This is a genomic window from Sphingosinicella sp. BN140058 (assembly GCF_004135585.1).
Classification (GTDB): domain Bacteria; phylum Pseudomonadota; class Alphaproteobacteria; order Sphingomonadales; family Sphingomonadaceae; genus Allosphingosinicella.
Genome location: NZ_CP035501.1, coordinates 1294143 through 1318863, shown reverse-complemented (window position 1 = coordinate 1318863; position 24721 = coordinate 1294143). Strand labels below are relative to the sequence as shown.

Genomic DNA, 24721 nt, shown 5'->3' with positions numbered 1-24721 from the left:
CATGGCCAGCGCAATCGAAACGTCGATCCGGTCCACCCTCGTCAAAGGCGTCACCAAGCTCGCCGACTTCAACCGGCGCCGCTTGCCGCCCGCCGACGGCCATCCCTTCCTGTCCGGTCTCCACGAACCGATGCGGGCCGAGCTGACCCTGACCGACCTGGCGGTGACCGGCACCATCCCGCCGGTGTTCGACGGCCGCTACCTGCGCATCGGCCCCAACCCGATTGCGCCCGATCCGGCCTCCCATCACTGGTTTGCCGGCGACGGCATGGTCCATGGCGTGGCGCTGAAGGGCGGGCGGGCCGAATGGTATCGCAATCGCTGGATCCGTTCGGAGCGCGTCGCGCAGGCGCTCGGCGAACCGCCCGCACCTGGGCCGCGCCACGGCGGCTTCGACACGGTCAACACCAATGTGATCGGCGTGAACGGCCGCACCTTTGCCCTGGTCGAGGCCGGCAGCTATCCGGTCGAGCTTTCGGAGACGCTGGACGAACAGACCTACAATCCCTTCGACGGCACGCTCCACGGCAGCTTCACCGCGCATCCGCACCGCGACCCGCACACCGGCGAGCACCATGCGATCGCCTATGAAGGTACCGACCCGTCGACGATCCGGCACATCGTCCTGTCGCCGGAGGGCCGAGTGGTGCGCGAGGAGCCGATCGCGGTCGCGAACGGTCCGTCCATCCACGATTGCGGCCTCACCGCGCGCTTCGTGGTCATCCTCGATCTTCCGGTCACCTTCAGCATGCGGACGCTGATCGCCGGGCACAGCTTCCCCTATCGCTGGAATCCCAGCCACCAGGCCCGGATCGGCCTGCTGCCGAGGGCCGGCCGGGGCGCGGACGTGATCTGGTGCGAGGTGGACCCGGTCTATGTGTTTCATGTCGCCAACAGCTACGACCTGGCCGACGGCCGCGTGGTGATGGACGTGATCGCCTACGACACGATGTTCGACCGATCGACCCAGGGACCCGACAGCGCGGGACGGCTGGAACGCTGGACGATCGACCCGGCCGCGCGATCGGTGGAACGCCGGACGATCGATGCCGCGCCGCAGGAATTCCCGCGGCTCGACGAGCGCCGGTTCGGGCAGCCCTATCGCTTCTGCTACACCATGGCGATCGTACCGGATCCGAGCGACGACGAAGCGTTCGCCGGCACCTGCCTCTACAAGCACGATCTGGAAGCCGGCGGGCGCGAAGTGCACGATTTCGGCCCCGGCCGCCATCCCGGCGAATTCAGCTTCGTGCCCGAAGGGCCGGACGCCGCAGAAGAGGAGGGCTATCTGATCGGCCTCGTCGTCGACATGCCCCGGCAGGAAACGGAGCTGGTCATCCTCGATGCCCGTCGTTTCGGCGAGGCACCCGTCGCCAGCATTCGCATTCCCCATCGAATCCCCGCAGGCTTTCACGGCAATTGGCTGCCGACGGCGGGGTAGCATATCGGCCCCGCCGGTCGAGCGCCGGATGCAGTCCTTGCGGCGTGCCGGTCGTTCCTCGAGAGCGGCCGCCGCTTGGCTTGGCAAACGTGAGGAGCCGGCCCCTCCGACCGGCGCTGCCGCGCAAGCTTGACCGCGATGCGCGACGGGTGGACAAGAATCGGGGCGCGCGCCCGGGCTCGGCCCGAAGAATGCGCTTGCGCCGGGCGTGGCTGCCGCCGGCAAATGAAGCGGGAGACGTGGATGCTGTCCCATTTCGTCAGATCCGGCTTGCGGGCGATGGTCGCGGATCGCTGGTTCGGGCTCGCCAATCTCGGCGGGCTGGCGCTCGGCCTCGCTTGCGTGATCCTCGTCGGGCTCTTCGTCCATTATGAGCTCAGCTACGACGATTTCCTGCCGGGCAGCGACAGCCTGTACCGGGTGGACACGGTCGAGCGCGTCCCGGGTCAGCCAGCGATCGAGATCGCGCTCACGCCGGGGCCCTTGAAGCCCGCGCTCCTTTCCGAATTCCCGCAGATCGAGGCGGTGAGCCGCGCCTTCGCGGTGGAGGGCGAGGTGCTCCGCGGCGCCACGCCGTTTCGCGAGAAGATCGTCGCGGCCGATCCCGATTTTCTCGGCGTGCTGGGGCTTCCCCCGCTGGCAGGCGATCCGCGCACCGCCCTGGCCGACCCTGGATCCGTGGTTCTGAGCGCGCGCCTGGCTGAGAAATTGTTCGGCGCCACGGCCGTGGTCGGCCGGAGGCTGAGCCTGCGCGCTCCGGTGGCGCGGGATTTTACGATCTCGGCGGTGTTCGAGACCTTGCCTTCGAACAGCCACATGGATTTTGATCTGATCGTCCCGCATGCCGCCTATTTCGCGGCGAACACGGACGAGATTCGCGACATTCCGGACAGCTGGGCGGGCGCCTATTTCCACACCTATGCGCGGCTGCGGCCGGGCGCCGATCCGAAAGACATCCTCGCGCGGCTGCCGGCCGTGGTCGACCGCAGGCTGCCGCCCCGCCTGGTGGCGGCGATCGGGCCGGCGGCCCATGATCTTTTCGCATTCCGGCTGGTGCCGATCCGGGACGTCCATTTCGAAGGCGCGGAGCTGGAGGCGATGCGTCCGCCGGGGAGCCGTGCGGGCGTGATGAGCCTCGCCGCCGTCGCCCTGCTCGTTCTCGTCGTCGCGTCGGTGAACTTCGCCAACCTGACCGCGGCACGATCCACCTTGCGGGCGCGGGAGGTGGCGCTGCGCAAGGTCGTCGGCGCATCGTCGCGGCAGATCCTCGCCCAATTCCTGGTGGAGGCGATCGTCGTCGCCAGCGCCTCGGGCGTCGTCGCGATCGCGCTGTCGGAGCTGCTCGGGCCCTATGCCGCGAACCTGCTCGGGCTCGCCGGAAACCCGCTGCAGGCGGGCATCTGGCAAGTCTGGGCCGGGGTCGCGGCAATGATCCTCCTGACCGCGGTCGCTGCGGGCCTGTATCCCTCCATGCTGGCCTCGAGGATCCGGCCGGCGGCGGTGTTCAACGGCAGTTTCGCCTTCGGAGCGGGCGGACGGGCGCGGCGCGCCTTCGTCGTCGGGCAGTTCGCGATCTCCATTTGCCTCCTCGCCGTGGTCGCGACGATGCTGCTGCAGTTCCGGATGACAGGGGAGGCGGATCTCGGCTTCGACCGCAATGCCATCCTAGTCGTGCGCGTTCCCGAGGGGAGTGGGCAGGAGGCGCTCGCGAAATCGCTCAAGGACCGCTTTCGCACGCTTCCCGGCGTGATTGAGGTCGCCTCATCGTCGGCGGTTCCCGGCGACGTTTCGGAAGACAATCTGTCCGTCCGCCCCGCCGGCGCCCTCAGCGACGTCCAGCTCGGTTTCCACCGTGTCGACCCTTCCTTCTTCGAGGCCTATGGCGTGGCGGCGCTGGCGGGGCGCACGCGGAACATCCGATCGGCTCCGACGGACGCGGCGCGGCCCGCCTCGGCCGCCGTTCCGATCGTCCTCAACCGGGCGGCCGCCAGCCGCTTGGGATATCAAGACCCCGCCGGCGCGATCGGACGGGCGCTGAGGCAGGGCGACACCGCCTACGAGGTCGTCGGAGTCGTTGCCGACCTCCATTTCCGGTCGCTCCGTTCCTCCGTGCGCGCCGAGATGTTCATCGTCGACGACACGGCCGCGAGCGCGATCTCCGTTCGGTTCAGGCCGGAAAACCTGTCCGCCTTGCTGCCTGCCATCGACCGCGTCTGGCGATCCCGGATCGCCGACCGGCCGATCGAGCGCGATCTGCTGGCCGATCTTCTGGATCGCCTCTACGATCGCGAGGCGCGGCAGATGCGGCTGCTGTCGATCTTCGCGGCGCTCGCGACGGCGCTCTCGTGCCTCGGCCTGCTCGCCATGGCCGCCTTTGCCGTGCAGCGCCGGACCCGCGAGATTGCGGTTCGCAAGGTGCTCGGCGCCGGATCGCTCGACATCTTGCGGCTGCTGCTCTGGGACTTTGCGAAACCGGTGCTGATCGCCGCGGCGATCGGCTGTCCCGCCGCCTGGTTGATCGCGCGCCATTGGCTGAACGGCTTCTCCTATCGCATCGCCATGCCCTATCCCGCGATCGGCGGCGCCGCCGGTCTCGCCCTCGTTCTCGCGCTCATGGCCGTGGCGTTCCACGCCGCGCAGGTGTCGCGAACCCAGCCCGCATTGGCCTTGCGGCGCGACTGAGAGGCGGGTTGTCACGATGGCGAGGTCCCTCGCGGCATTGAGAGCCGTGGCGCGCCCCTGGGAGCCAGTCCCCGAAGGCGCGAGGCACGCGACGATCGCGAAGGAGGTGCGGCAGTGGAGTTGTGGCGCCGGGCTGCCGGTTCGTCCGGCGCGCTTTCCTTTCACGTCGCCTGTCCCCACCGGACGCAATCACCCGGCGGCGGCGCGTAAACGCGCCAGGCGGAGCCGGTGGACGTCTGGCGATCGCCGGATGCGACGCCTACCTGAGGGACCATGGCTTTCCTCGACACGCACGGACTTCCGCTCTCGACATCCTCGGAACAGGCGGCGGATCTCTATCGCCAGGGCGTGACGCTGATGCTGGCGGCCTGGCCCGGCGCGGCGGAGATGCTCGACGCCGCCATCGCTGCCGATCCGGACTTCGCGCTCGCACAGGCCGCGCGGGCACGGGCGCATGCGATCCGATCGGAACCGGCCGCGGCGCGGGCGCGGATCGCCGCCGCCGAAGCGATCGTCGCGCGCAACGGCACGGAGCGGGAGGCAAGCCATGTCGCGGTGCTGGCGGACGCCATCGCCGGCCGTTCCCGGCAGGCGCTGGCGGCGGCGCTCGCCCATGTCGATCTCTGGCCGCGCGACATCCTGATCCTGTCACTCCCGCTCGGCGCGTTCGGATTGTTCGCCTTTTCCGGCATGGCGGACCACGATCAGGCGCGGGTGTCGCTCGTCGAGAAGCACGCCGGCCGGTTCGACGCCGACGACTGGTGGTTCCTCACCTATCGCGGCTGGGCGCTCGCCGAACATGGTGAGGTCGCCCGCGGGCGCGCGATGCTGGAGCGCGCGTTCGAACTGCGCCGGCAGAACGCCAATGGCGTCCATGCCCTTGCCCATGCGATGTTCGAGGGCGGCGCCGGAGAGGATGCGGACGCGCTGATCGCCGGCTGGCTTCCCGATTACGACCGCAGCGGCATCCTCCACGGCCATATCGCCTGGCACGCCGCGCTCACCGCGCTGGAGCGCGGCGATGCGGCCGCGGCGCTGGCGCTCTACGAGGCCCACGTCCACCCGTCGGTGTCGCAGGGCGCGCCGATCAACATCGTCAGCGACGCGGCCTCCCTGCTCTGGCGGATGCAGGCATACGGCCATGCGCCGACGCCGGATCGCTGGAAGGAGATTGCGGATTATGCGGCCGGCGCCTTTCCGGAACCGGGCCACGCCTTCGTCGATCCGCACATGGCGCTGATCGAGGCGGCGCTGGGCGACGCTCCGGCGCTGGAGACCCGCGCGGCCGCGCTTGAGCGGAGGATCGCCGACGGCGCGCTCCCGGCGGGCGCCGTCGTTCCCGCAATCGCACGCGCCGCGATGGCGTTCGCCGCCGAAGATCATGCGGCGTGCATCCGAATCCTGGAGCCGGTCATGGCGGAGGTGGCGCGGATCGGTGGCAGCGGCGCGCAACGCGAGATCGTGGAGGACATGTTGCTGGTCGCGCTGATGCGGAGCGGCGAGGCGGCGAAAGCCCGCGCGCTGCTTGACCGCCGCCTCCACCGCCGCCCCTCGCCGCGCGACGCACGCTGGCGGGCGCAGCTCGCCGCCTGAGCGGGGGCGGCGCTCGTGTGACATCGCGATTACCGCACGCTGATGCAACGCTTGGTGCAGGTCGCGGAGTGGCTGCCTTCGCTTGAGGCAAGCGAGGGCGGACCTTCGTTCTCCGGCTTGCCCTTGATTGCCTTCGGGAAGGCAGCCCGGACGTTCGGCGCTGTTTCTGCGAAGTCCGCAATGGAGCGTGGCGCCAGGCTGAGAAAGAGCATCGGGGGCTCCCTCTCGCGCAGCAGCGGGATGACATCGGCCGGGCCGGAGGGATAGAAAGGTCGCATCCTCTTTTATCCTGGATGCAGCAGATTACCGGCACGATGAACAGCGGCGTGGCAGCGCTCACCGAACGCGAGAAGGAGACGTTGCGGCTGCTGGTGGCGGGGCACGACGCAAAGTCGATCGCCAGCCATCTCGGCCTGTCGGTCCACACGATCAACGAGCGGCTCCGCGACGCGCGCCGCAAGTTGGAGGTTTCGAGCAGCCGGGAGGCGGCCCGGCTGCTGGCCGAGCGGGAACAAGCGGCCCCCGATTCTTCGGCGGACAAGTTTTTGGGGGTATCCGGAGCGGCCGATCCAATGGCCTCTGCGGAGCCTGCAGGCCGCCGCAAGCACAGGGCGCAGCGGCTGGCCTGGTTCGGTGGAGGAATGCTGATCATGTCGCTCGTCATCGCAGCCGTCGCGCTGTCATCGGTCTTCGGCGGAAGCGTCGCAGCGACACAGGCGGGCGCCGCGCCCGCGGTCGCCATCACGGCTCCATCCGCTTCGGCGAGCCTGGAGCCCGCGCGCGCATGGCTGGCGCTGGTCGATGGCCGCCGGTGGGACGACAGCTGGCGGAGCGCATCGTCGCTGTTCACGTCCCAGATCACCGCGCCGCAATGGGCGCGGACGATCGAGAGCGTCCGCGGCCCGCTGGGTGCGGTCTCCAAAAGGACCTTCCAGACCGTCACCAAAACCGATGTGCTGCCGGGTGCACCGGCGGGCGCGTACGAGGTGATCCTGTTTCGGACCGACTTCGCCCGGAAGCCGGGCGCGACGGAAACCGTGATCATGGTGCGCGACCCGGGCGGCTGGCGCGTCGCCGGCTACTTCATCCGCTGAGACGATCGGTGCCGCCGCCCCCGGGCGACGGCACAACCGAGAGCGCAGCGGGCGCGATCACGGATCCCCTGCCGCGCCAGTCTTTCGTCGCGGCAACGCCGATTCTTTGCATCTCCGTCCCGGCGGCTCTGCTGCGTCCGACTGCCGCGTCACGCCCGATCCCTTAAACGCCCGATCCCTGAGACGAAGGCCGCTGGCGCGGCAATAATGATGGAGAGCGAATATGCGACGATGGCAGGTGCTGCTTGCCGCGGGGGCGATCGGCGTTGCGTCCCTGCTCCTGGTGCCGTTCGAGAGCCTGGTCCCCGAGCCGATCCCACCTTTCACCCTGCGGTTGCTCGCGATCATCAATCCCGCGCTCCTGACCGCGATCGCGTTGCTCGTCGGCGAGTTGACGGCGCGGCGGATCGGATTAGGGGCGCCGCTGGTCGATGCCTGGCTGCAACCGAAGGGCGCTCTTGCCATCCTTCGCCGGCAGCTTCCTCCCGCTCTGATCGTCGGCGTCGCCGTCGCTGCGATCCTGGTGCTCTACGGCATCACGGTCGGAGACCGGCTGATCGCAGGTGCGGGCGCGCAGGGCGCCTCCGCATCGTTCGACCTGCCGCTCGCGGCCAAGCTGCTCTACGGCGGCATCGTCGAGGAGTTGATCACCCGCTGGGGCCTGGTTTCGCTGATCGCGTGGCTCGGCTGGAGAGTGGCCGGGCGCCCCGAGCGGCTGCCGCGGGCGGCGGCGGCAGTGGCGATCATCGCCGCGGCTGGGCTGTTCGCGGCGGGGCATCTGCCGCTGCTGTTCCTGATCGCGCCGGATGCGCATGCGGGCGTGGTCGTCGCGGTGCTGGCGGCGAATGCGCTGCCCGGAATCCTGTTGGCTTGCTGTACGTGCGGAATGGGCTGGAGGCGGCGATGATCGCACATGCCTTCGCCCATCTGCTGGCGAGCCTCGTCTCCGCTGCGATTTGAGAGCGGCCCCGTGGCGGCGCCGTGGGTGCGGCCGATCAGGCGCCGGCGGCGCGGGCGGGCGTGCGCTGGCAGAGCGGGTTGGCGTCGCGCTCCAGCAGCTCGATCGTGCGCGCGTAGAGCGGCCGCAGCCGCGCCACCTGGGGAACGAGGTCGTCGGGGAAATAATGGCCCTCGATCGCGCGGCGGGCGGCGAACTCGATCTCCTCGGCGAGCGCGCCGAGCGGCTCGGCACCGAATTGGCGCGCCTCCGTCTTCACCGTGTGGGCGGGCAGGACGAGGCCGGTGGCATCCTTGCGGTGCATCGCATCCTCGATCCTTTCGACCGACTTGTCGCCATCCTCCCGCAAATAGCCGAGGATCCGCACGAAGGCGGGGCCGAGCTGGGTACGGGTGCGGGCATGGACCTTCCAGTCCACCAGCTCTTCGTCGCGAGAATCGATCGTGTCCACCTGAATGGCGTATCGCCAGAGGGTAAACAGAGGGTTGACGGGCGACGCGGCTTTCCCGCGGTACCGCGCCCCCATGCCCAGGCGGCCACCGTCGGCGAAGCCCGCCCGGTTAACGTTGTTACGGGCGGGTGGCGCGGACGTGCTCGACGAAGCGGAGCGCCGCGGGGGAGAGGCGGCCCGGCTGCCAGCTCATCCAGAAACTGACGTCGAGCGGCGGGGCCGCCAGATTGCGATAGACGATGCCCGGGACGGCGATGCGGCTGAGCAAATCGGTGCCGAAGGCGAGTGCCAGGCCGGCACCGACGAAGGCGATGCTCGCCATCCAGCTGTCGGTTTCGCGGCTGAGTACGGGCTGGAGCCCGGCGTCGGCCGCCCAGCGCATGATCCGGTCATGATATTCGGGCGCCGCAGCGCGCGGAAACAAGGTGAACGCCTCGCCGCGAAGGCGCCCCGGCTCGACGGAGCCCGCGGCGGCGGCGGCGGGATGGCGGGCGGGGAGGATGAGGTTGATATGGTCGAAGGCGAAGCGCAGGCTCGCCGTCGTCTCGTCCTGCGGGGCTTCGCGGGTGATGATCACGTCGAGCGCGGCTTGCTCCAGCCGGCGCTGCAGCGGCGCCGTCGTGCCTTCGCACAGATCGAGCTCGACGTCCGGATGCGCCTCCGCGAAGCTGCGCAGCATCTCGGGAAGGTCGCTGCACATCGCGACCGGAGAGAAGCCCAGTTTCACCCGGCCGGCGCGTCCGGCGGCGATCGCGCGGGCGCGCTGGACCCCAGCCTCCAGGCCGGCCAGCATCTCGCGGGCGGTGTCGACGAGGGCGGCGCCGCCATGGGTGAGGCGGACGTGCGGTCGGCGGATGAAGAGGGTCACCCGAGTGTCGGCTTCGATGCGCCGGATGAGCGCGCTCAATTGCGGCTGGGCCATGCCGAGCCGCTCGGCCGCCCGGCCGAAATGGAGCTCTTCGGCGACGGCGATCAGGGCCTTGAGCTCCCGACTCTTCATGCGGCCTGTTTCCGGTTGCAGCTCGTCATAAGAAAAGACTTATGAAGTCAGCTGAACTTAGCGCTTTTCGCTTGGTTCGCGAAAGCGGAAAACGGCCGGGCTGCGCGGGATGACGCGGCAGGAGACGTAGCGTGAGCAACAGTGAAGACGAGCGCCCGGCACCGCCCCGCGGGCGGACCGCGGAGCGGCCGGCGGCAAGAGGCGGCTCGATGCTGACCCCGCTCCTTGCCGCAGCCTCCTTGTTGACTGCGGCACCGCTTCTGCTGGGGTCGTGGCTGTGCATTTCGCCCGCGCTCGCCACCGGCGAGCCCGGCGCGGCGATCCTCCTCGTCCAGGTGGTGAGCCTCTGAAGAGCGTCGGGGGCCGGAAGGCTAGAAGAAGGGCCACCCCCTGGCCGCCTCCGGCAAGGGCTGGATGGGGAAAATCGTCGGCGCGGTCGTTCGGCGGCGGGGTTCGTCACCCGGCTTTGGCGAGGGATGGTCACACCCGCCGGTCGAACACCGCATAGCCCTGTTTCAGCCGGTAGAGGAGGGACGGGCGGTTGGCACCGGGTTCGCGGCGCTTGTCGCCGGTCTCCTCGAGGAAATCGCGCTCCATCGCCTTGCGGCGGAAGCCATCGACGTTGAGCGGCTCCCCAAGCACGATCTCGTAGACGCGGTGGAGCTCGGCGAGGGTAAATTCCGGTCCGAGGAAGCGCGCCGGCAGGTCCGAATAGGCGCCCTTGCCGCGGAGCCGGGCGAGCGCCGCGGCGAGGATATGATCGTGGTCGAACGGCATCCCCGATGCCGATTCAACCGGGGCGAGCTCGAGGCCCGGCATCGTTAGCGCGTCGCCGAGCGCCTCGGCCGGGGAGATGGAGAAATAGGCGACGCTCGCCGACCAGCCGCGCGGATCGCGATCGGCGCCGGAGAAGGTCGAAAGCTGCTCGACGTAGAGGTTGCGCAGCCCCGCCTTGGCGGCGAGCACCCGCCGCGCCGTCTCGCCGAGATGGCGGTCCTCGTCGACATGGACATAGCCGCCGATCAGCGCCGGCCGGCCGGCGAACGGCTCGGCGGTTCGCGCCGCGCGCAGCACGCACAAGCGCCCCTCTCTGAGGGTGAGCGGCACCACGTCCACGGTGAGGATCGGCTTCTCGAATGTCTCGACCATAAAATACGACTTGCATCTTAACGTTTAAAATGCAAAGTACATCTTATTCCGAGCCGGAGCGGCGGTCGCTGCGGCGAAGCCTGGAGACGAGAGATGGGACACGGCAATTGGAGCAATCGCGACTGGGAGGCCTATGCGGCCAGTGCCGTTCACGGGCGCAGCCGCGCGGAATTGTTCGGCGCACGCGGCATGGACGCCGCTTATGATCCCGCGCGCATCGCCTTTCGCGAGTCCCGCGACAGCGCCGAGAATCCGGAGTCGACTCCGATCATCATCGGGGTCGACGTCACCGGATCGATGGGCATGCTGGCGGAGCAATTGGTGGTGCGCGGCCTCAACGAGACGTTCACGGCCCTGCTCGACCGGCGGCCGGTCAGCGATCCGCACGTCCTGGCGATGGCGATCGGCGATGCCTTTTACGACCGGGCGCCGCTGCAGGTCACCCAGTTCGAGGCCGACCTCCGAATCATCGAGCAATTGCGCCAATTGTGGCTCGAGGGCGGTGGCGGCGGCAATGACGGCGAGAGCTATTGCCTCGCGCATGCCTTTGCCGGCCTGAAAACGGTCCACGATGCTGCGGAGAAGAGGGGCGGCAAGGGCTTCCTGTTCACCGTCGGCGACGAGCCGGTGCTGGACGGCGTAGAGCGCGACCAGCTTGCCGGTATCCTCGGCGTCGACGCGCGCCGCGGTCTCTCCGGGCGCGAGGCGGTGCGGCTGGCCAGCGCGGGGTACGAGGTGTTCCACATCATCGTCGACGGCAGCTACGCCGCCCGCAACATGAAGCGGGTGCGCGCCTCGTGGGAGGCGATCCTGCCCGGACGGGTGATCCATCTGCCCGATCCGGCGCGGCTCGCCGAGACAATCGTTGCGGCGATCGAGCGCACGGTCGGCCGGACCGCCGCTTGTGGTGCGGCGGGCGGCGGCGCGGCGCGGGCGAGCGGGCTGGTGCCGGCGGCGCTGCGGCGCCTGCCCTGGATGGCGCGCGCCTGAGATGCGTGCCGTGATCGGGGCCAATTACGGCGACGAAGGCAAGGGGCGGACGGTCGACTGGCTGGCCGCCCCGCTGGCCGGTGCGCCGGGGCCGGAGGCGGTGGTGGTGCGCAGCAATGGCGGCGCCCAGGCCGGACACACGGTGGCGATCGAGGGCCGCCGCCACGTCTTCCACCATTTCGGATCGGGCACCCTGCGCGGCGTCCGAACCCATCTGTCGCGGTTCATGGTCTCGCACCCGATCCTATTCGCGGAGGAGCGGTCGGCTCTGGCCGGACTTGGCGCGGCGCCGCTGGTCACCGCCGATCCGCGCGGCTGGGTGACGACGCCGTGGGACATGATGGTCAACCAGGCGCTCGAGCAGGCGCGGGGCGGCGGGCGGCATGGCAGCTGCGGATTAGGCTTGGGCGAGACGGTCGGCCGCTGCGAGGAGACTCCGTTCGGCCTTGCCGTCGGCGATCTCGGCGGCGACGGGCTGGCGTCGGCGCTGCAGGCGGTGCGCGACGAATGGCTGCCGCGGCGTTGCGCTGCGCTCGGTCTCGATCCCGGCGCAGGGCCGCTTGCCCAGGCCCGGGCGGAGCCAGTGCTCGCGCGCTTCTTCGCGGAGTGCCGGGCCTTCGCCGACGCCGTCACGCCGTGCGCCGATGGCGGCGTGGCTGCGCTCGGCGCGCCGATCTTCGAGGCGGCGCAGGGCCTGCTGCTCGATCAGAACGCGTTAGGCTTCCCGCACGTGACCCGGGCGAACACCGGGCTCGCCAACATGGTCGCGATCGCCCAGGACGCCGGCATTGACCGGCTCGATGCGTTCTACGTCAGCCGTTGCTACCTCACCCGCCACGGTCGCGGGCCGATGGAGGACGAGCGGGCGATCGATGCCTTCTATGCGGTCGACGACCCGACCAACCGGCCCAATACCTGGCAGGAAACGCTTCGCTTCGGTCTGCTCTCGCCCGCCCGACTCGGCGCGCGGATCGCAGCCGACGTCGCCGCGGCGGCAGAGCGGCTCACCGTTCGCCCATCGATCGCGCTGACCTGCCTCGATCAGGCGCGGGACGGGCGCTTCGCCTGGCTGGACGAGGAGGGCGAGGTCCGCACCGGCCCGGCCGCGGCGCTGGTCGCCGCCGTCGAGACGGCAAGCGGGCTTGCGGTCACCGCCCAGTTCCGCGGCGCGGCGAACTGACCGATCTAAACGCAGGAAATCAGCGCTTCGCGGCGGTTACCCTGAGGAAGGTCGCTGGAATTTCCGTTGTGCCCGGGCCGCCGCGATTCTGGCTCTCGAACAGGTCGAGGAGCTCGGCATGGAGCGCGGCGTCGCGTCCCGCTTTGGTGGCGGCGGCATAGGCGTTCATGGTCGGGCCGTAATAAGTGCGGAAAAGGTCGAGCAGGTCCGCCGGCGTTCCATTGAGGCGGAACACCCATTCGTCGCGCGTGAAGCCGATGTCGGCGGGCGCGATGCCGGCCGCGGCGAAGCGGTCGACGACATGCTCCTCCTGCCCCCACAGGATCGGGCTGACGAAGCCTTCGGGCGGCGGCGGCGTGTAGGCAGCGCTGATCTTGAGGATCTGGGCGACCAGGGTCGGATCGCCGGGGATCCAGTTGGCCATGACGATGCGGCCGCCGGGCCGGGTGACTCGCACCATCTCGCGGGCGGCATCGTGCGGGCGCGCAGCGAACATCGCGCCGAACAGGCTGATGACGAGGTCGAAGTCGGCATCGGGGAGAGTCTTCAGATCGCAGGCATCGCCTTGCTCAAAGCGCAGATTGTCGAGGCCCGCGGCGCGCGCGCGATCCCTGCCCGCGGCGACCAGATTGGCGGCGATGTCCACTCCGAGCACGTCCGCGCCCCGGCGTGCGGCGGGAAGCGCGGAGGTGCCGTCGCCGCAGCCGAGATCGAGCACGGCAAGGCCGGGGCGGATGCCGAGCGTCTCGACGAAGGCCTCGCCGCTCTCGCGCATGGTCGCCGCGATGCGGGTGAAATCGCCTTGCTCCCAAAGCGCCTTGTTGGGGTTGGTGACCGGTATTGCCATGTTCGAACTCCTGCCCGCGGCGGACCGCCGAGAAAGGCGGAACATGTGGACACGGCGTGTGTCCGCTCGATGCCGCGGTCGATGGGGAATGGTGTCGATTGTCGCTGGGCGCGGAGATCGGCGACCGCCAACGTTCGGGCCCCCTCTAGCGGGCGAGAGACCGCCGGCACCGCCGTCACAATCCCGTGCGCCAGAGTCATCGAACTGCCATTGTGCCGTCACCGGACCCGCGCAGAAGCGCGCTAACGCTCGCCCCCGGGCTGCATCTTGCGGTGCAGCAAGAGGGGGAAGAAGATCATGCTACGTCCGTCCGTTTCGATTTCGGCTCTGGCGATCGCGCTCGCGCAGGCGACGCCGGCTTTGGCGCTTCCGGGCGCAGGGAGCGGCGCAACGGCGGGAGAGGCCGAGACCTCGGCGGAGGCTGCCGGAACGGAAGCTTCGGCGGCCGCGGACGAGGGTGCGGCGGCGGGAGCCGACGAGGCGACCGAGGGGGCGATCGTCGTCACCGGCCGGCAGACCCGCACCGCAGTGGTTCTGCCCGGCACTGAGATGCAGAAGATCCTGCCCGGCATCAGCCCGCTGAAGGCGATCCAGACGCTGCCCGGCGTGCTCTACATCACCGCCGATCCGTGGGGCTATAACGAGCAGAATGCGCAGCTCTTCATCCATGGCTTCGCCGCCAACCAGCTCGGCTATACGATGGACGGCATCCCGCTCGGTGACCAGAGCTACGGGAATTATAACGGCCTGTCGCCGCAGCGGGCGGTGATCTCGGAGAATGTCGAGCGGGTGATCGTGTCGACCGGCGCAGGCGATCTCGCCACCGCGTCGAACAGCAATCTCGGCGGCACCGTCGAGACCTATTCGTCGGATCCGCTCGACGCCTTCGGCATTCGCTTCGGCCAGACGATCGGCAGCTACGACACGTCACGTACCTTCGTTCGGGTCGACAGCGGCGGCTTCGGCGCCGGCGGGGCCAACCGGGCCTACATTTCGGGTGCGCGTCAGCGCGCCCGTGCCTGGGACTTCAACGGCCGGCAGGGCGGCTGGCAGGCCAATGCCAAGTTCGTCCACGATTCCGACATCGGCAAGCTGACGCTCTATTTCGATTATAACGACATGACCCAGCCGAACGAAGACGCCACCGTCTTCTTCAAGCCCTCGGCGGGCGGCACGGCGACTCCGGTGCAGCTCTACACGCCCTATACCAAGCCCTTCTTCTACCCGGATTTCACCACCTATCGGACCACCTATCTGAGCCCTTTCGGCAATTCACCGGCGGCGGAAGGCAGCAATTACCGCAATTATTATTCGGACGCGCAGCGCACCGATTATCTCGCCTATGCGCGCTTCGACAAGGATCTGGCGGAAGGCGTGCGCTGGTCGACGACCGGCTATTACCACCACAATGACGGCGCCGGAGTCGTTGCCGGCCCGCTCGGACAATCTATCACCACCGCCCAGCCCTATCTCGATCCCAATTATGCGACGCTGCCGGCCACTTGCCGGTTCGGCGGTAACGGCAACGGCAATCGTCCGGCGGCCTGCACGGCGCTGACCGCAGCCCAGGCCGCCGCCAGCGGCGCCGCTCTGGTGGCGGCGACCGGCGGCTCGGGCCTGATCACCCGCACCACCGAATATCGGATCGACCGCGAAGGCGTGATCTCGGCGCTCAACATCGATCTCGGCGCGCACCAGATCGAGCTGGGCGGCTGGTTCGAGCATAACAGCACCACGCAGTGGCGCCGCTGGTATGCGGTCGACGTCAACGATCCGGGCTCCAGCACGCCCTATATCCGCCCGCGCGAGGTGGCCGATCCGCTGTTCACCCAATATCAGGGCGAGGCCAAGATCAACCAGCTGCAGCTTCACCTTCAGGACAGCTGGCAGGCGACCGACAAGTTGCGCATCGAGGCCGGCTTCAAGACCAGCGCGCAATGGGCCGACGGTCATTATCCGGTGCAGCCCAAGGCGGGATCATTGTCGGGACTGGCCGGCGGCCTGCCCGAAGGCAAGATCAACACCCTGCGCTGGTTCCTGCCGGCGGTCGGCGCGACCTACGACTTCAACGGCCACGAGCAGGTCTATTTCAACGTTCAGAAGAATTTGCGTCAGTACCAGGCTTACCTCGCCGGTGGCGGCGGCCCGTGGTTCACGGGCAGCCAGGCCGCGTTCGACGCCTTCGCCGACGAAGGCAAGCCGGAGAGCAGCTGGACCTATGAAGGCGGCCTGCGCTCAAATCGCGACTTCGGCGGCGACATCGGGCTCAGTGCGCAGATCAATTACTATCACGTCGCGTTCAACAACCGCCTGCTCGCCATATCGACCAACCCGGGCGGCATCGCCGGAAGCGGCATCACCGGCGGCACTTCGATCCTGGTCAATGTCGGCGACGTCCATACCGACGGCGTCGATGCCGCCTTCACCCTGCGGCTCGGCAAAGCGGTGTCGCTGTACAATGCGACATCGTACAATCTTTCCGAATATCAGAGCGACTATACGTCGGCGGCGAGCGGGATCGGTGCCGCCACCGGCAGCTGCATCGGCGGCTATCTCGTCGTCGGCGGAGTCGTGCCGACCTGCGGCAAAAGGCTGCCCGGCACGCCGAAATGGATGAACAAGAGCGTCGCCACATTGACCGCGGGACCGTTTGAGGCGCAGCTGATCGGCGACTATGTCGGCCGCCGCTTCGCCACCTATTCGAACGACGTCAGCGTCAAATCCTATTTCCTCGCCTCGCTGCGCCTCGCCGCCCAGCTTCCGGCGGAGGCGTTCCGCCTTCGCAAGGCCGAGCTCTCGCTCAACGTCACCAACCTGGGCGACATCAAGGGCGTATCGACCCTGTCGATCGGATCGGCAACCAACGGCTATTCGGCCTATCCGATCGCGCCGCGGCAGTGGTTCCTGACCTTGTCGGCGGCCTATTGAGACGGCCTCGCGCCCGGGCGTCGGCACCTACCCGTTCGGGTACGATCCGGCGCCCGAGCGGGCATTGTCGGCGCGATGCCGAACTGACAATTTCCGTTGGCAATCACGGGAGCCCAAAGTGGGCTCGAGGAGCGCCAATGTTCAAATCCTGTCTTCTTGCTGCGGCGCTCTGCGTCGCCACTCCTTCGGCGGCGGAGATCGTGCCGTTTCCGGCAGCCTTCGAAGCGCGGGACGTCGCGGTCAACGGCACGACGATCCATGTTCGCACGGGCGGCCGCGGCCCCGCCGTGCTGCTGCTGCACGGCTACGGCGAGACCGGGGACATGTGGTCTCCGCTCGCGGCGGCGCTTGCCCGCGATCATCGGGTGATCGTGCCGGATCTGCGCGGCATGGGGCTGTCGGCGCGGCCCGCCGGAGGCTTCGATAAGATGACGCAGGGCCACGACATGCAAGGCGTGCTGCAGGCGCTGGGCGTGCGGCAATTCGACCTGGTGACGCACGATATCGGCAACATGGTCGGCTTCGCACTGGCCACCCAGCAGCCCGATCGGGTTCGCCGTTTCGTCCTGATCGATGCGCCGGTGCCGGGCGTCGGCCCATGGGACGAGATCCTCAAGAACCCCCTGCTCTGGCACTTCCGGTTCGGCGGACCCGACATGGAACGGCTCGTCGCCGGCCGCGAACGCATCTACCTCGACCGGTTCTGGAACGAATTTTCGGCCAATCCCGACCGGTTCGACGAGGCTTCGCGCCGGCATTATGCCGCGCTGTATGCGCGACCCGGCGGCATGCATTCCGGCTTCGCCCAGTTCGCCGCCTTCGATCAGGATGCGGCCGACAATCGCGCATGGCTGGCCGGCGGCAACCGCCTGACGATGCCCATACTTGCGCTCGGCGGCGAGAAATCGTTCGGCGCGACGATGGCCGTGGTGATGAAGGCGGCGGCGACCGACGTGACCGAAGGCATCGTTCCCGACTCCGGCCACTGGATCATGGAGGAAAATCCCAGGGCGACGATCGCGGCGGTCGAGGCATTCCTGGACCCGGGCCGGTGATCCGCACCCGTCTTGCGGTGGCGATCGCATCGTTGACCCCTGCGATCGCGGTGGCCGCGGCGACGCAGGCGCCCGCCCAGGTTCGAGGTGGTCAGGTGCGGCTCACTCCGGCGGAGATCGACCGCCTCGCCAAGGGCGAGGCCGGGCCGGGCACATCGGGAATCGCGGGCATCCGCACCACAATCCTGCTCGGTGATCCGGCCGCCGCGGGACCCTATGTGATCGCGCTGCAGGTTCCCGCGAATACGCAGATCGCGGCGCACAGCCACCGCGATGCGCGCAGCGCTGTGGTGGTCAGCGGAACCTGGTATTTCGGCTACGGCCGGGCCGCCGACGCCGGCGCTGCAAAGGCGTTGCCGCCCGGCAGCGTCTACACCGAAGCGGCCGGCGACCCGCATTTCGCAATGACACGGGACATGCCCGCCACCGTCTACATCAGCGGCTACGGCCCGACCGATACCCAGTATACGGCGGCACCCTGAGCGGAGCCGACGTCAGACCCAGCATGCCAACCAAAGCCGAGCGCTTCATGTGCGCCCAGGAGGATTTGCCGTGACTTCGCCCGCCACCATCCGCGACCCTCTCACCGACGACCTGCTGACGCCCGGCAATGCCGCGCTCCTGATCATCGACTTCCAGCCGGTGCAGGTCGCCTCGATCGTCTCGATGGAGCGGCGCGAGCTGATCGCCAACGTGGTGGCGGTCGCCAAGACGGCCAGGCTCTACGGCCTGCCGGTGGTGCTCTCCACCGTCAACGTCGCGACCGGGCGCAACGCGCCGACCATTCACCAGTTGCAGGACGTGCTGGGCGATGTGGCGGCGATCGATCGCACCGCGATCAACGCCTGGGAAGACGAGGACTTCGTCGCCGCCGTGAAGGCGACCGGCCGACGCAAGCTGATCATGGTGGCTTTGTGGACCGAAGTCTGCCTCGCCTTTCCAGCGCTCGACGCGCTGCGCGAGGGCTTCGACGTCTATCCGGTGGTGGACGCGGTCGGCGGGACATCGCTGATCGCCCATCGCGCCGGCCTGCAGCGCATCGTTCAGGCCGGCGCCCAGCCGATCACCTGGATTCAGCTAGCATGCGAGCTGCAGCGCGACTGGCGCCGCGCCGAGACAGCCGATGGCTTTGCCGAGATCGTCTTCTCCGCGATCCATCCCTGACCCGGGGCAGACATGACGACCTTCGCCGCTTCAGGGCTCGATATGGCCGCGTCGGCGGGCGATCGTGACCGCATGGGTGCGGTCGTGGACATCGAGCTTGGCGAAGATCGACTTGAGTTGCGCCTTGATCGAGTCGACCGAAAGGGCGAGGTGCCGTGCGATCTCCTTGTTCGACCGACCGTCCGCGACCAGCCGGAGGATGGCCGTTTCCCGCTCGGTCAGCGGATCGTCGAGGGCGTGCTCGGCAAGCGCATGGGCGATCTCCGGACTGACCACGCGTCGCCCGGAATGGACGGCGCGAATGGCATCGACCAATTCGCCGCGCACGCAGGTTTTCAACAGATAGCCGGCGGCGCCGGCGCGGATCGCGCGCAGCGCATTGACGTCGCCTGCATAGGTGGTGAGGACCAGGATGCGGGCCTCACCGGAGATGCTCCGGATGCCGGCGATCGCCTCGATTCCGCTCATCCCCGGCATCTGCACGTCCATGAGAGTGACGTCGGGGGCCGCCGCCTGGAATGCGGCGATCGCCTCGGCACCGTCGCTTGCCTCCCCGACCATCTCCATGTCGCTTTGGCGGGCGAGCATTTCGGAAATGCCGTCTCGCACCATCGGGTGATCGTCGACGATCAGGACCCGGATCGGCCCGGCGGGTTTTGGGGCAATGCTCATCACAGACTCCGCAGACGCGCGAGCACGCCGCGCCGCTTTTCCTTGTAGGCGATCGCGGCGGGCAGCGTCAGCACCAGCTCGGTACCCCGATCGGGCAGCGGCCGGACGACGAGATCGCCGCGCAGCTTCGCCGCGCGTTCGCGCATGCCTGCGAGCCCGAAATGTCCGGCGCGCCCGCCTGCGGCATGCTCGGGATCGATGCCGATGCCATTGTCGGCGATCCGCAGCGCGAAGGTCGCGCCGTGCCGGATCTCGATGCCAACCACACTGGCGCGCGCATGACGCCAGATGTTGAACAGGGCTTCGCCGGCGATGCGGGTGACGTCTTCCACCACCAGCGGGTCCATGGCGCGCGGCGTGCCGGCGGTGGTGATCGTGACCGCCACCGCGGGATCGAAACCCTGCCGGGCGATCAGCGCGTCGATGCCTCGCTCGAGTTCGTTGTCGCTGGGGGCGCGAAGATCGCGCACGCGGTCGCGCCCCTCTGCGATCACGTGCTCGGCGCTGTCGATCGCGCGGAGAAGTGTCGCGCGGCCAGGCTGCTTGGGCGGAAGATCGTCGAGTACGAGCTGGAAACGCCAGGTCAGCGCCTGGATCGCCTGCAGCAAGGTGTCATGCAATTCCCTGGCGATCCGCTCGCGCTCCTCGAACCGCTCCGCCATGCGAAGGCGGATACGGGCGGCAACGAAGCGCATGCGTGCCGAATAAGCGAGCCACAGCAGGCCGATTGCAGCCGCGGCGCAGAGAGCCTTGAAGGGCCAGCTCTGAAGGAAGGTAGGGCGGATCTCGAAGTCGAGAGTGGCACCGGTCCGGTTCCAGACACCCTCATCGTTGGCGGCGATGACCTGGAAGCGAAAGCGGCCGGGCCCGAGATTGGCATAGGATGCGGTGCGACGGGTGCCGGCATCGACCCAGCCTTCGTCGACGCCCGCGAGCCGATAACGGAATTTTACCCGCTGCGGCACCACCAGGCTGAGGCCGGCATACGTGATGTCGATCGCACGCGTGCCGGGCGGCAGGTCGAGCTGCCGCGGATCGCGCCACATCGTGCCGCCGCTCGCAAGGGCGCGGATGGAGACCGGCGGCGCCAGCGGGTTCGGTGCAAGCCGGGCGGGATCGAAATAGGCCGCGCCCTGTCGATTGAGGAACCAGATCCGGCCATCGCCTGCCACAGCCGATTGGGTGCCCGTGAAACCGGCATGCTGTGCCGCGCTGACCAGCCCGTCCTGAGAGTTGAACAGGGTGCGGTGCAGCGAAGACTGCGGATCTTCGAAGACGCGGTCGAGATCTGCCGTTGCGACTCTGGAGATGCCGGTGCGGGCAACAAGCCAAGTGTCGCCGCGCGGCGTCTGCACCAGACTGCGCAGCCACGCCAACCAAGGAAATCGCGCCGAATCGAGCCGCTTGAAATGGCCGTCGCGCAGCCGCACCAAGCCGCGGCTGTCGCTGAGAAAAACGTCGCGTCCGCCCCGCGCCAGCATCGTCGCGGAGGGCAGGCCGGTTCGTATCATCACCCGGTTGCCCTCGATCCTGGTCAGATCGGCCGAGCCGAAGACGGCGATGCCGCCGGTCGGCGTCACGGTCACGGCACGCGCCTGCTGCCGTGCAAGCATGCCGGTGGCGGTATGCCAACCCCTGCCGTCGCGCCAGATCAACGGTTGGCCCAGAAGCGCCACCCAGAGCCTGCCCAAGCGATCCTCCGCGCAGCCGATCGTCGTGCCACCAGCCGGCAGGCCGGACGAGGCTTCCGCGCGATCGTGTCGCACCCGAAGCGTTCTTGCCCGCTGCACGATCCATATGCCGCCGTCCCGGGCGGCGCACATCGACAGGTCGTCCTCCCGCAATTTCAGGATCGGCCGGGGCACGTCGCCCGGCGCGATGAGAAAGACGGTTTTCCGAGACTGAACGTAGAGGCTGCCGTCATTCGCCGCGGCCATCGCCAAGCCCTGGGCGGGATCGGCCGGAATGCCCGCTTCCTGAACGGCGGCGGCGCGGCGGAACTGATCGAGGCCGGTCTCGGTGGCAATCCAGATGCTGCCTTCGCGGTCGAGAAGGGCCTGGTAGGTGAAGTCCGAGGTAAGGCCGTTCACCGCACCGAAGGCGTAGGCGGGGGGCGCAGATCCGGCCGCCAGGCGCGTCGCGCCCGGAACATAGGAAATTCCCACCGAGGAGGTGGTGCTCCAAAGCCCGTTGTGCCGATCGAAAGTGAGCGTCGGCGTCCGCAGGTTCGGCGGTGCCGGGATAAGAGCGCCGACCGGCGCCGCCTTGCCGTGGCTGTCGACGGCCATCCGGGTGCCGATCATATCGGAAATCCAGAGGGCTCCGCCGGGATCAAGCGCGATCCGCGGCCTTCCTGAGACCCGCTGGGGCAAGACACGGAAACGGCGTGCGTCGGGCGCGAGATAGGCGAGGGCGCCCGTGGCGCCATCCTGATGAGTCAGTGCAACCCATAGGCCGCCATCGGGAGCGGCAACCAGTCCCATGATCGCACCGTCGGGCAGGCCGAGGGCGGCGCCGACCGATTCCCAGCGTCCGTTCCGCAGACGCCGCAACTGCTTGTCGAACCGGCCGGAGGCAGCCCAGATGGTGCCGTCGAACCCCTCCGTCAGCAGGGCGATCGCGGCGGGGGGATCGGGCATGTGCATGTCGACGAGGCGCCCACTTCGATAGACCGCAACGCCGCTCCTGTCGCCGAATCCCACCCAGAGCAGACCGCTACGGCTGACCATCAATCCGGTCGGGTCGCCATATTTGTCAGCGGTGCCGGCGGGCCAGTCGATCCGTTCGAAGGATATCCCATCGAACCGGTAGAGGGCGTCGCCGGCGAGCCAGAGAAAGCCGTCCGCATCCTGTGCCATCGCGAAGATACCGTTCGGGGCACCCTCGTCGGTGCCCCAGCGACTATGCTTGAACCTCTCGAAGCCGGGCGGCGAGACCTGGGCCGGCGAAGGCGTCGCGGCAAGGGAGACGGCCGCCGCTGCGCCGAGCAGGAGCGCGCGCTGGCAAAGGCCAAGGTTCGGCCCAGGGACGATCGCGCGCCAAGTCATACAGCCCCCCGCCTCCCCCAGGCTCCGACGATGCGACATGCGGCGGAAGCGCGGTCGCATCGTTACGCAATAGCAGGGGCAGGGCAGCGTCTCCAGTGACGGCGGCCGAACCGCCGGCGAAATGCTCGCCGGGGCGTGCCGATCCGGGCTTGCGGTCGATGGGGCGGTGCGCGGCCTGGTGCCGCGTTGGTTTCCCTGAGGATCGCCGCTGCCGGCCTCGGCCTTCAGCGATCTTGGTGCAGGTCGTTGCTGCGCAGTGTGCCGGCGCCCGGCGCACTCCGACTTGAAGCGAAAGCGGGGCATCGAGCCCCGCTGTCGCTGACCCACCCCCAGCCCCTCCCTAAAAGGGAGGGGAGAAACTGGGGCACTCTCCCTGGCAGGACGGGAAGTCGGTGAGGGAGGCGCTTATTCGAACTCGAGGATCACCGCGTCGACGGCCAGACTCTCGCCGGGCTTGGCGGAGACGGTCTTGACCCGGCCGCTCTTCTCGGCGCGGAGGATATTCTCCATCTTCATCGCTTCGACGACGGCGAGCGGCTGGCCGGCTTCGACGGCGTCGCCCTCGCCGACGTTCAAGGCGGTGAGCAGGCCGGGCATCGGGCAGATCAGATATTTGGAGAGATCAGGCGGGATCTTCTCGATCATGTGGCGCGAAAGGTCAGCGACATGGGCAGGCAGCACGTCGACCCGGTGGCTGGCGCCCCGGCTGGTGAGCTGCCACTGGCGGCCCTTGCGCGCGATCTGGACGGTGCGGCTGCGCTCGTCGATCCTAGCCTTGATCAGGGGCTGTCCGGGTTCCCAGCGGGCGATCACCTCCCAGCCGGCATTGTCGTCCACCTGGGCGATGAGTCCGCCCTCGAAGCCTTCGAAGCGGATGCGATGCTCGGCGCCGGCGATGCGGACGACGTGCTCGTCGGCGGGCGACAGCGCGCCGCCGAGCTGGCCGCTGATCGAATGGGCGCGCGCCTCGGTCTCGGTCGCGAGCAGGGCGGCGATCACCGCCAGATCCTTGACGAGGAGCGGATCGGCGGGCGCGCCGGCGAAGCCTTCGGGATATTCCTCGGCGATGAAGCCGGTGGTGATCGCGCCGCTGCGGAAGCGCGGGTGCTGCATGAGGGCGGAGAGGAAATCGACATTGTGGCCGATGCCGTCGATGCGGAAGGCGTCGAGTGCTTCGACCTGGCGGTCGATCGCGGCTTCGCGGGTCGGCGCCCAGGTGACGAGCTTGGCGATCATCGGATCGTAGAACATCGACACTTCGCCGCCTTCGAAGACGCCGTCGTCGACGCGGGTGACGCCATCTGCGGCGCGCATTTCACGCGGCGGCTGGTAGCGGACGAGCCGGCCGGTCGAGGGCAGAAAACCCCGGTACGGATCTTCGGCGTAGACGCGGTTCTCGACCGCCCAACCGTTCAGTTTCACTGCGTCCTGGGTCAGCGGCAGTTTCTCGCCGGCGGCAACCCGGATCATGAGCTCGACGAGATCGAGGCCGGTCACTTCCTCGGTCACCGGATGCTCGACCTGGAGCCTGGTGTTCATCTCGAGGAAGTAGAAGCTCTTGCCGGTGGTGTCGGCGCCCGAGACGATCAGTTCGACGGTGCCGGCGGAGAAATAGCCGACCGCTTTGGCCAGCGCGACCGCCTGCTCGCCCATCGCCCGGCGCATCTCCGGCGTCACGAACGGGGAGGGCGCCTCCTCGACCACTTTCTGGTGGCGGCGCTGGATCGAGCATTCGCGCTCGCCGAGATAGAGGATGTTGCCGTGCTGATCGCCGATCAGCTGGATTTCGATATGGCGCGGGCTCTCGATGAACTTCTCGATGAATACGCGGTCGTCGCCGAAGCTCGCCAGGCCCTCGCGCTTGGTCGCCTCGAAGCCTTCGCGCACGTCCTGTTCGGACCAGGCGAGGCGCATGCCCTTGCCGCCCCCGCCGGCCGAGGCCTTCATCATCACCGGATAGCCGATCTCACCGGCGATCCTGACGGCATCGTCGGTGCCGGCGATGTCGCCGAGGAAGCCGGGGACCACATTGACGCCCGCGGCCTTGGCGAGCTTCTTCGATTCGATCTTGTCGCCCATCGCGGCGATCGCTTTCGGCGGCGGCCCGATGAAGGCGATGCCGGCGTCGGCGAGGGCGCGGGCGAAGCTCTCGCGCTCGGACAGGAAGCCGTAACCGGGATGAACCGCCTCGGCGCCGGTCTCCTTGCAAGCAAGGATGATCAACTCGGCGTTGAGATAGGATTCGCTGGCCGGCGGCGGGCCGAGCCGCACCGCTTCGTCGGCCATACGGACGTGCGGCGCACGCGCGTCGGCGTCCGAATAGACGGCGACCGTCTCGATGCCCATCTTCTTGGCGGTGCGGATGACCCGGCAGGCGATCTCGCCGCGGTTCGCGATCAGGATCTTCTTGAACATTCAGGCGCCCTCGTGAGCGCGGTGGTTCCGCGCTTCATGTCTGTCGTAGCGTTGC

The 24721-nt window shown here is 68.6% G+C and carries 20 protein-coding genes; 12 read left to right on the top strand and 8 right to left on the bottom strand.

Features of this window, described 5'->3' with window-relative positions; all coding sequences use genetic code 11:
- Position 1: 1 nt before the first annotated feature.
- The 3 genes from ETR14_RS05980 (at position 2) to ETR14_RS05970 (ending at position 5716) form a co-directional block, all read left to right on the top strand.
- On the top strand, positions 2 to 1441 hold the full coding sequence (locus tag ETR14_RS05980) for a carotenoid oxygenase family protein (RefSeq protein ID WP_129383813.1): 1440 nt from the start codon (positions 2 to 4) through the stop codon (positions 1439 to 1441).
- Between the two features lie 243 nt (positions 1442 to 1684).
- Complete coding sequence (locus ETR14_RS05975; protein ID WP_165356333.1) at positions 1685 to 4123, top strand: ABC transporter permease; 2439 nt, start codon at positions 1685 to 1687, stop codon at positions 4121 to 4123.
- A 273-nt stretch (positions 4124 to 4396) separates the two neighbouring features.
- Positions 4397 to 5716, top strand: a complete 1320-nt coding sequence (locus tag ETR14_RS05970) for a tetratricopeptide repeat protein (RefSeq protein ID WP_129383811.1) — start codon at positions 4397 to 4399, stop codon at positions 5714 to 5716.
- 29 nt (positions 5717 to 5745) lie between these two features.
- Here ETR14_RS05970 and ETR14_RS05965 read toward each other — a convergent pair whose 3' ends face one another.
- Positions 5746 to 5928, bottom strand: coding sequence for a hypothetical protein (locus ETR14_RS05965; protein ID WP_129383810.1), 183 nt, complete (start codon positions 5926 to 5928; stop codon positions 5746 to 5748).
- 81 nt (positions 5929 to 6009) lie between these two features.
- Between ETR14_RS05965 and ETR14_RS05960 the strand changes: the two genes are divergently transcribed.
- Positions 6010 to 6810 carry a DUF4019 domain-containing protein gene (locus tag ETR14_RS05960; RefSeq protein ID WP_129383809.1) on the top strand — a complete coding sequence of 267 codons (801 nt, stop codon included), beginning with the start codon at positions 6010 to 6012 and terminating at the stop codon, positions 6808 to 6810.
- Between the two features lie 223 nt (positions 6811 to 7033).
- Positions 7034 to 7717, top strand: a complete 684-nt coding sequence (locus ETR14_RS05955; protein ID WP_129383808.1) for a type II CAAX prenyl endopeptidase Rce1 family protein — start codon at positions 7034 to 7036, stop codon at positions 7715 to 7717.
- 88 nt (positions 7718 to 7805) lie between these two features.
- On the opposite strand, the gene ETR14_RS05950 is transcribed toward ETR14_RS05955, so the two are convergent.
- Together ETR14_RS05950 and ETR14_RS05945 are read right to left on the bottom strand one after the other, a co-directional pair.
- Positions 7806 to 8219, bottom strand: coding sequence for an Hpt domain-containing protein (locus tag ETR14_RS05950; RefSeq protein ID WP_243455780.1), 414 nt, complete (start codon positions 8217 to 8219; stop codon positions 7806 to 7808).
- 118 nt (positions 8220 to 8337) lie between these two features.
- On the bottom strand, positions 8338 to 9219 hold the full coding sequence (locus ETR14_RS05945) for a LysR family transcriptional regulator (RefSeq protein WP_129383807.1): 882 nt from the start codon (positions 9217 to 9219) through the stop codon (positions 8338 to 8340).
- A gap of 131 nt (positions 9220 to 9350) precedes the next feature.
- Between ETR14_RS05945 and ETR14_RS05940 the strand changes: the two genes are divergently transcribed.
- Positions 9351 to 9569, top strand: a complete 219-nt coding sequence (locus ETR14_RS05940; RefSeq protein WP_129383806.1) for a hypothetical protein — start codon at positions 9351 to 9353, stop codon at positions 9567 to 9569.
- A 130-nt stretch (positions 9570 to 9699) separates the two neighbouring features.
- Here ETR14_RS05940 and ETR14_RS05935 read toward each other — a convergent pair whose 3' ends face one another.
- Complete coding sequence (locus ETR14_RS05935; protein WP_129383805.1) at positions 9700 to 10368, bottom strand: NUDIX hydrolase; 669 nt, start codon at positions 10366 to 10368, stop codon at positions 9700 to 9702.
- 93 nt (positions 10369 to 10461) lie between these two features.
- On the opposite strand from ETR14_RS05935, the gene ETR14_RS05930 reads away from it, so the two are divergent.
- Both ETR14_RS05930 and ETR14_RS05925 read left to right on the top strand, forming a co-directional pair.
- Positions 10462 to 11358 (top strand): hypothetical protein, encoded by an 897-nt coding sequence (locus ETR14_RS05930; protein WP_129383804.1) that lies wholly within the window; start codon positions 10462 to 10464, stop codon positions 11356 to 11358.
- Position 11359: 1 nt separating this feature from the next.
- Entirely contained in the window at positions 11360 to 12538 is a 1179-nt protein-coding gene (locus ETR14_RS05925; protein ID WP_206185982.1) for an adenylosuccinate synthetase, read from the top strand.
- 19 nt (positions 12539 to 12557) lie between these two features.
- Here the strand turns inward: ETR14_RS05925 and ETR14_RS05920 are convergent, their stop codons facing one another.
- Entirely contained in the window at positions 12558 to 13385 is an 828-nt protein-coding gene (locus ETR14_RS05920) for a class I SAM-dependent methyltransferase (RefSeq protein WP_129383803.1), read from the bottom strand.
- 297 nt (positions 13386 to 13682) lie between these two features.
- Here ETR14_RS05920 and ETR14_RS05915 point away from each other — a divergent pair, with 297 nt between their 5' ends.
- The 4 genes from ETR14_RS05915 (at position 13683) to ETR14_RS05900 (ending at position 18532) form a co-directional block, all read left to right on the top strand.
- Entirely contained in the window at positions 13683 to 16313 is a 2631-nt protein-coding gene (locus tag ETR14_RS05915) for a TonB-dependent receptor (protein ID WP_129383802.1), read from the top strand.
- A gap of 137 nt (positions 16314 to 16450) precedes the next feature.
- Positions 16451 to 17368 (top strand): alpha/beta fold hydrolase, encoded by a 918-nt coding sequence (locus ETR14_RS05910; protein ID WP_129383801.1) that lies wholly within the window; start codon positions 16451 to 16453, stop codon positions 17366 to 17368.
- Positions 17365 to 17850 carry a cupin domain-containing protein gene (locus ETR14_RS05905; RefSeq protein ID WP_206185981.1) on the top strand — a complete coding sequence of 162 codons (486 nt, stop codon included), beginning with the start codon at positions 17365 to 17367 and terminating at the stop codon, positions 17848 to 17850. Before ETR14_RS05910 ends, ETR14_RS05905 begins: the two co-directional genes overlap by 4 nt.
- 70 nt (positions 17851 to 17920) lie before the next feature.
- Entirely contained in the window at positions 17921 to 18532 is a 612-nt protein-coding gene (locus tag ETR14_RS05900) for a hydrolase (protein ID WP_129383800.1), read from the top strand.
- Between the two features lie 30 nt (positions 18533 to 18562).
- Here ETR14_RS05900 and ETR14_RS05895 read toward each other — a convergent pair whose 3' ends face one another.
- The 3 genes from ETR14_RS05895 to ETR14_RS05885 form a co-directional block, all read right to left on the bottom strand.
- The gene (locus ETR14_RS05895) at positions 18563 to 19204 is read right to left on the bottom strand and encodes a response regulator transcription factor (RefSeq protein ID WP_129383799.1); all 642 of its coding nucleotides are present in this window, start codon (positions 19202 to 19204) and stop codon (positions 18563 to 18565) included.
- Positions 19204 to 22251 carry a sensor histidine kinase gene (locus ETR14_RS05890; RefSeq protein ID WP_165356332.1) on the bottom strand — a complete coding sequence of 1016 codons (3048 nt, stop codon included), beginning with the start codon at positions 22249 to 22251 and terminating at the stop codon, positions 19204 to 19206. Before ETR14_RS05890 ends, ETR14_RS05895 begins: the two co-directional genes overlap by 1 nt.
- 405 nt (positions 22252 to 22656) lie before the next feature.
- Complete coding sequence (locus ETR14_RS05885; protein ID WP_129383797.1) at positions 22657 to 24666, bottom strand: acetyl/propionyl/methylcrotonyl-CoA carboxylase subunit alpha; 2010 nt, start codon at positions 24664 to 24666, stop codon at positions 22657 to 22659.
- Positions 24667 to 24721 lie beyond the last annotated feature (55 nt).

What these genes read in the sequence shown, in the direction of transcription:
- ETR14_RS05960 (WP_129383809.1), top strand. Translation starts at nt 6,010, where the DNA reads ATGCAGCAGATTACCGGCACGATGAACAGCGGCGTGGCAGCGCTCACC.
- ETR14_RS05965 (WP_129383810.1), bottom strand. Translation starts at nt 5,928, where the DNA reads ATGCTCTTTCTCAGCCTGGCGCCACGCTCCATTGCGGACTTCGCAGAA.
- ETR14_RS05920 (WP_129383803.1), bottom strand. Translation starts at nt 13,385, where the DNA reads ATGGCAATACCGGTCACCAACCCCAACAAGGCGCTTTGGGAGCAAGGC.
- ETR14_RS05970 (WP_129383811.1), top strand. Translation starts at nt 4,397, where the DNA reads ATGGCTTTCCTCGACACGCACGGACTTCCGCTCTCGACATCCTCGGAA.
- ETR14_RS05910 (WP_129383801.1), top strand. Translation starts at nt 16,451, where the DNA reads ATGTTCAAATCCTGTCTTCTTGCTGCGGCGCTCTGCGTCGCCACTCCT.
- ETR14_RS05975 (WP_165356333.1), top strand. Translation starts at nt 1,685, where the DNA reads ATGCTGTCCCATTTCGTCAGATCCGGCTTGCGGGCGATGGTCGCGGAT.
- ETR14_RS05895 (WP_129383799.1), bottom strand. Translation starts at nt 19,204, where the DNA reads ATGAGCATTGCCCCAAAACCCGCCGGGCCGATCCGGGTCCTGATCGTC.
- ETR14_RS05980 (WP_129383813.1), top strand. Translation starts at nt 2, where the DNA reads ATGGCCAGCGCAATCGAAACGTCGATCCGGTCCACCCTCGTCAAAGGC.
- ETR14_RS05890 (WP_165356332.1), bottom strand. Translation starts at nt 22,251, where the DNA reads ATGACTTGGCGCGCGATCGTCCCTGGGCCGAACCTTGGCCTTTGCCAG.
- ETR14_RS05925 (WP_206185982.1), top strand. Translation starts at nt 11,360, where the DNA reads ATGCGTGCCGTGATCGGGGCCAATTACGGCGACGAAGGCAAGGGGCGG.
- ETR14_RS05945 (WP_129383807.1), bottom strand. Translation starts at nt 9,219, where the DNA reads ATGAAGAGTCGGGAGCTCAAGGCCCTGATCGCCGTCGCCGAAGAGCTC.
- ETR14_RS05915 (WP_129383802.1), top strand. Translation starts at nt 13,683, where the DNA reads ATGCTACGTCCGTCCGTTTCGATTTCGGCTCTGGCGATCGCGCTCGCG.
- ETR14_RS05935 (WP_129383805.1), bottom strand. Translation starts at nt 10,368, where the DNA reads ATGGTCGAGACATTCGAGAAGCCGATCCTCACCGTGGACGTGGTGCCG.
- ETR14_RS05955 (WP_129383808.1), top strand. Translation starts at nt 7,034, where the DNA reads ATGCGACGATGGCAGGTGCTGCTTGCCGCGGGGGCGATCGGCGTTGCG.
- ETR14_RS05930 (WP_129383804.1), top strand. Translation starts at nt 10,462, where the DNA reads ATGGGACACGGCAATTGGAGCAATCGCGACTGGGAGGCCTATGCGGCC.
- ETR14_RS05885 (WP_129383797.1), bottom strand. Translation starts at nt 24,666, where the DNA reads ATGTTCAAGAAGATCCTGATCGCGAACCGCGGCGAGATCGCCTGCCGG.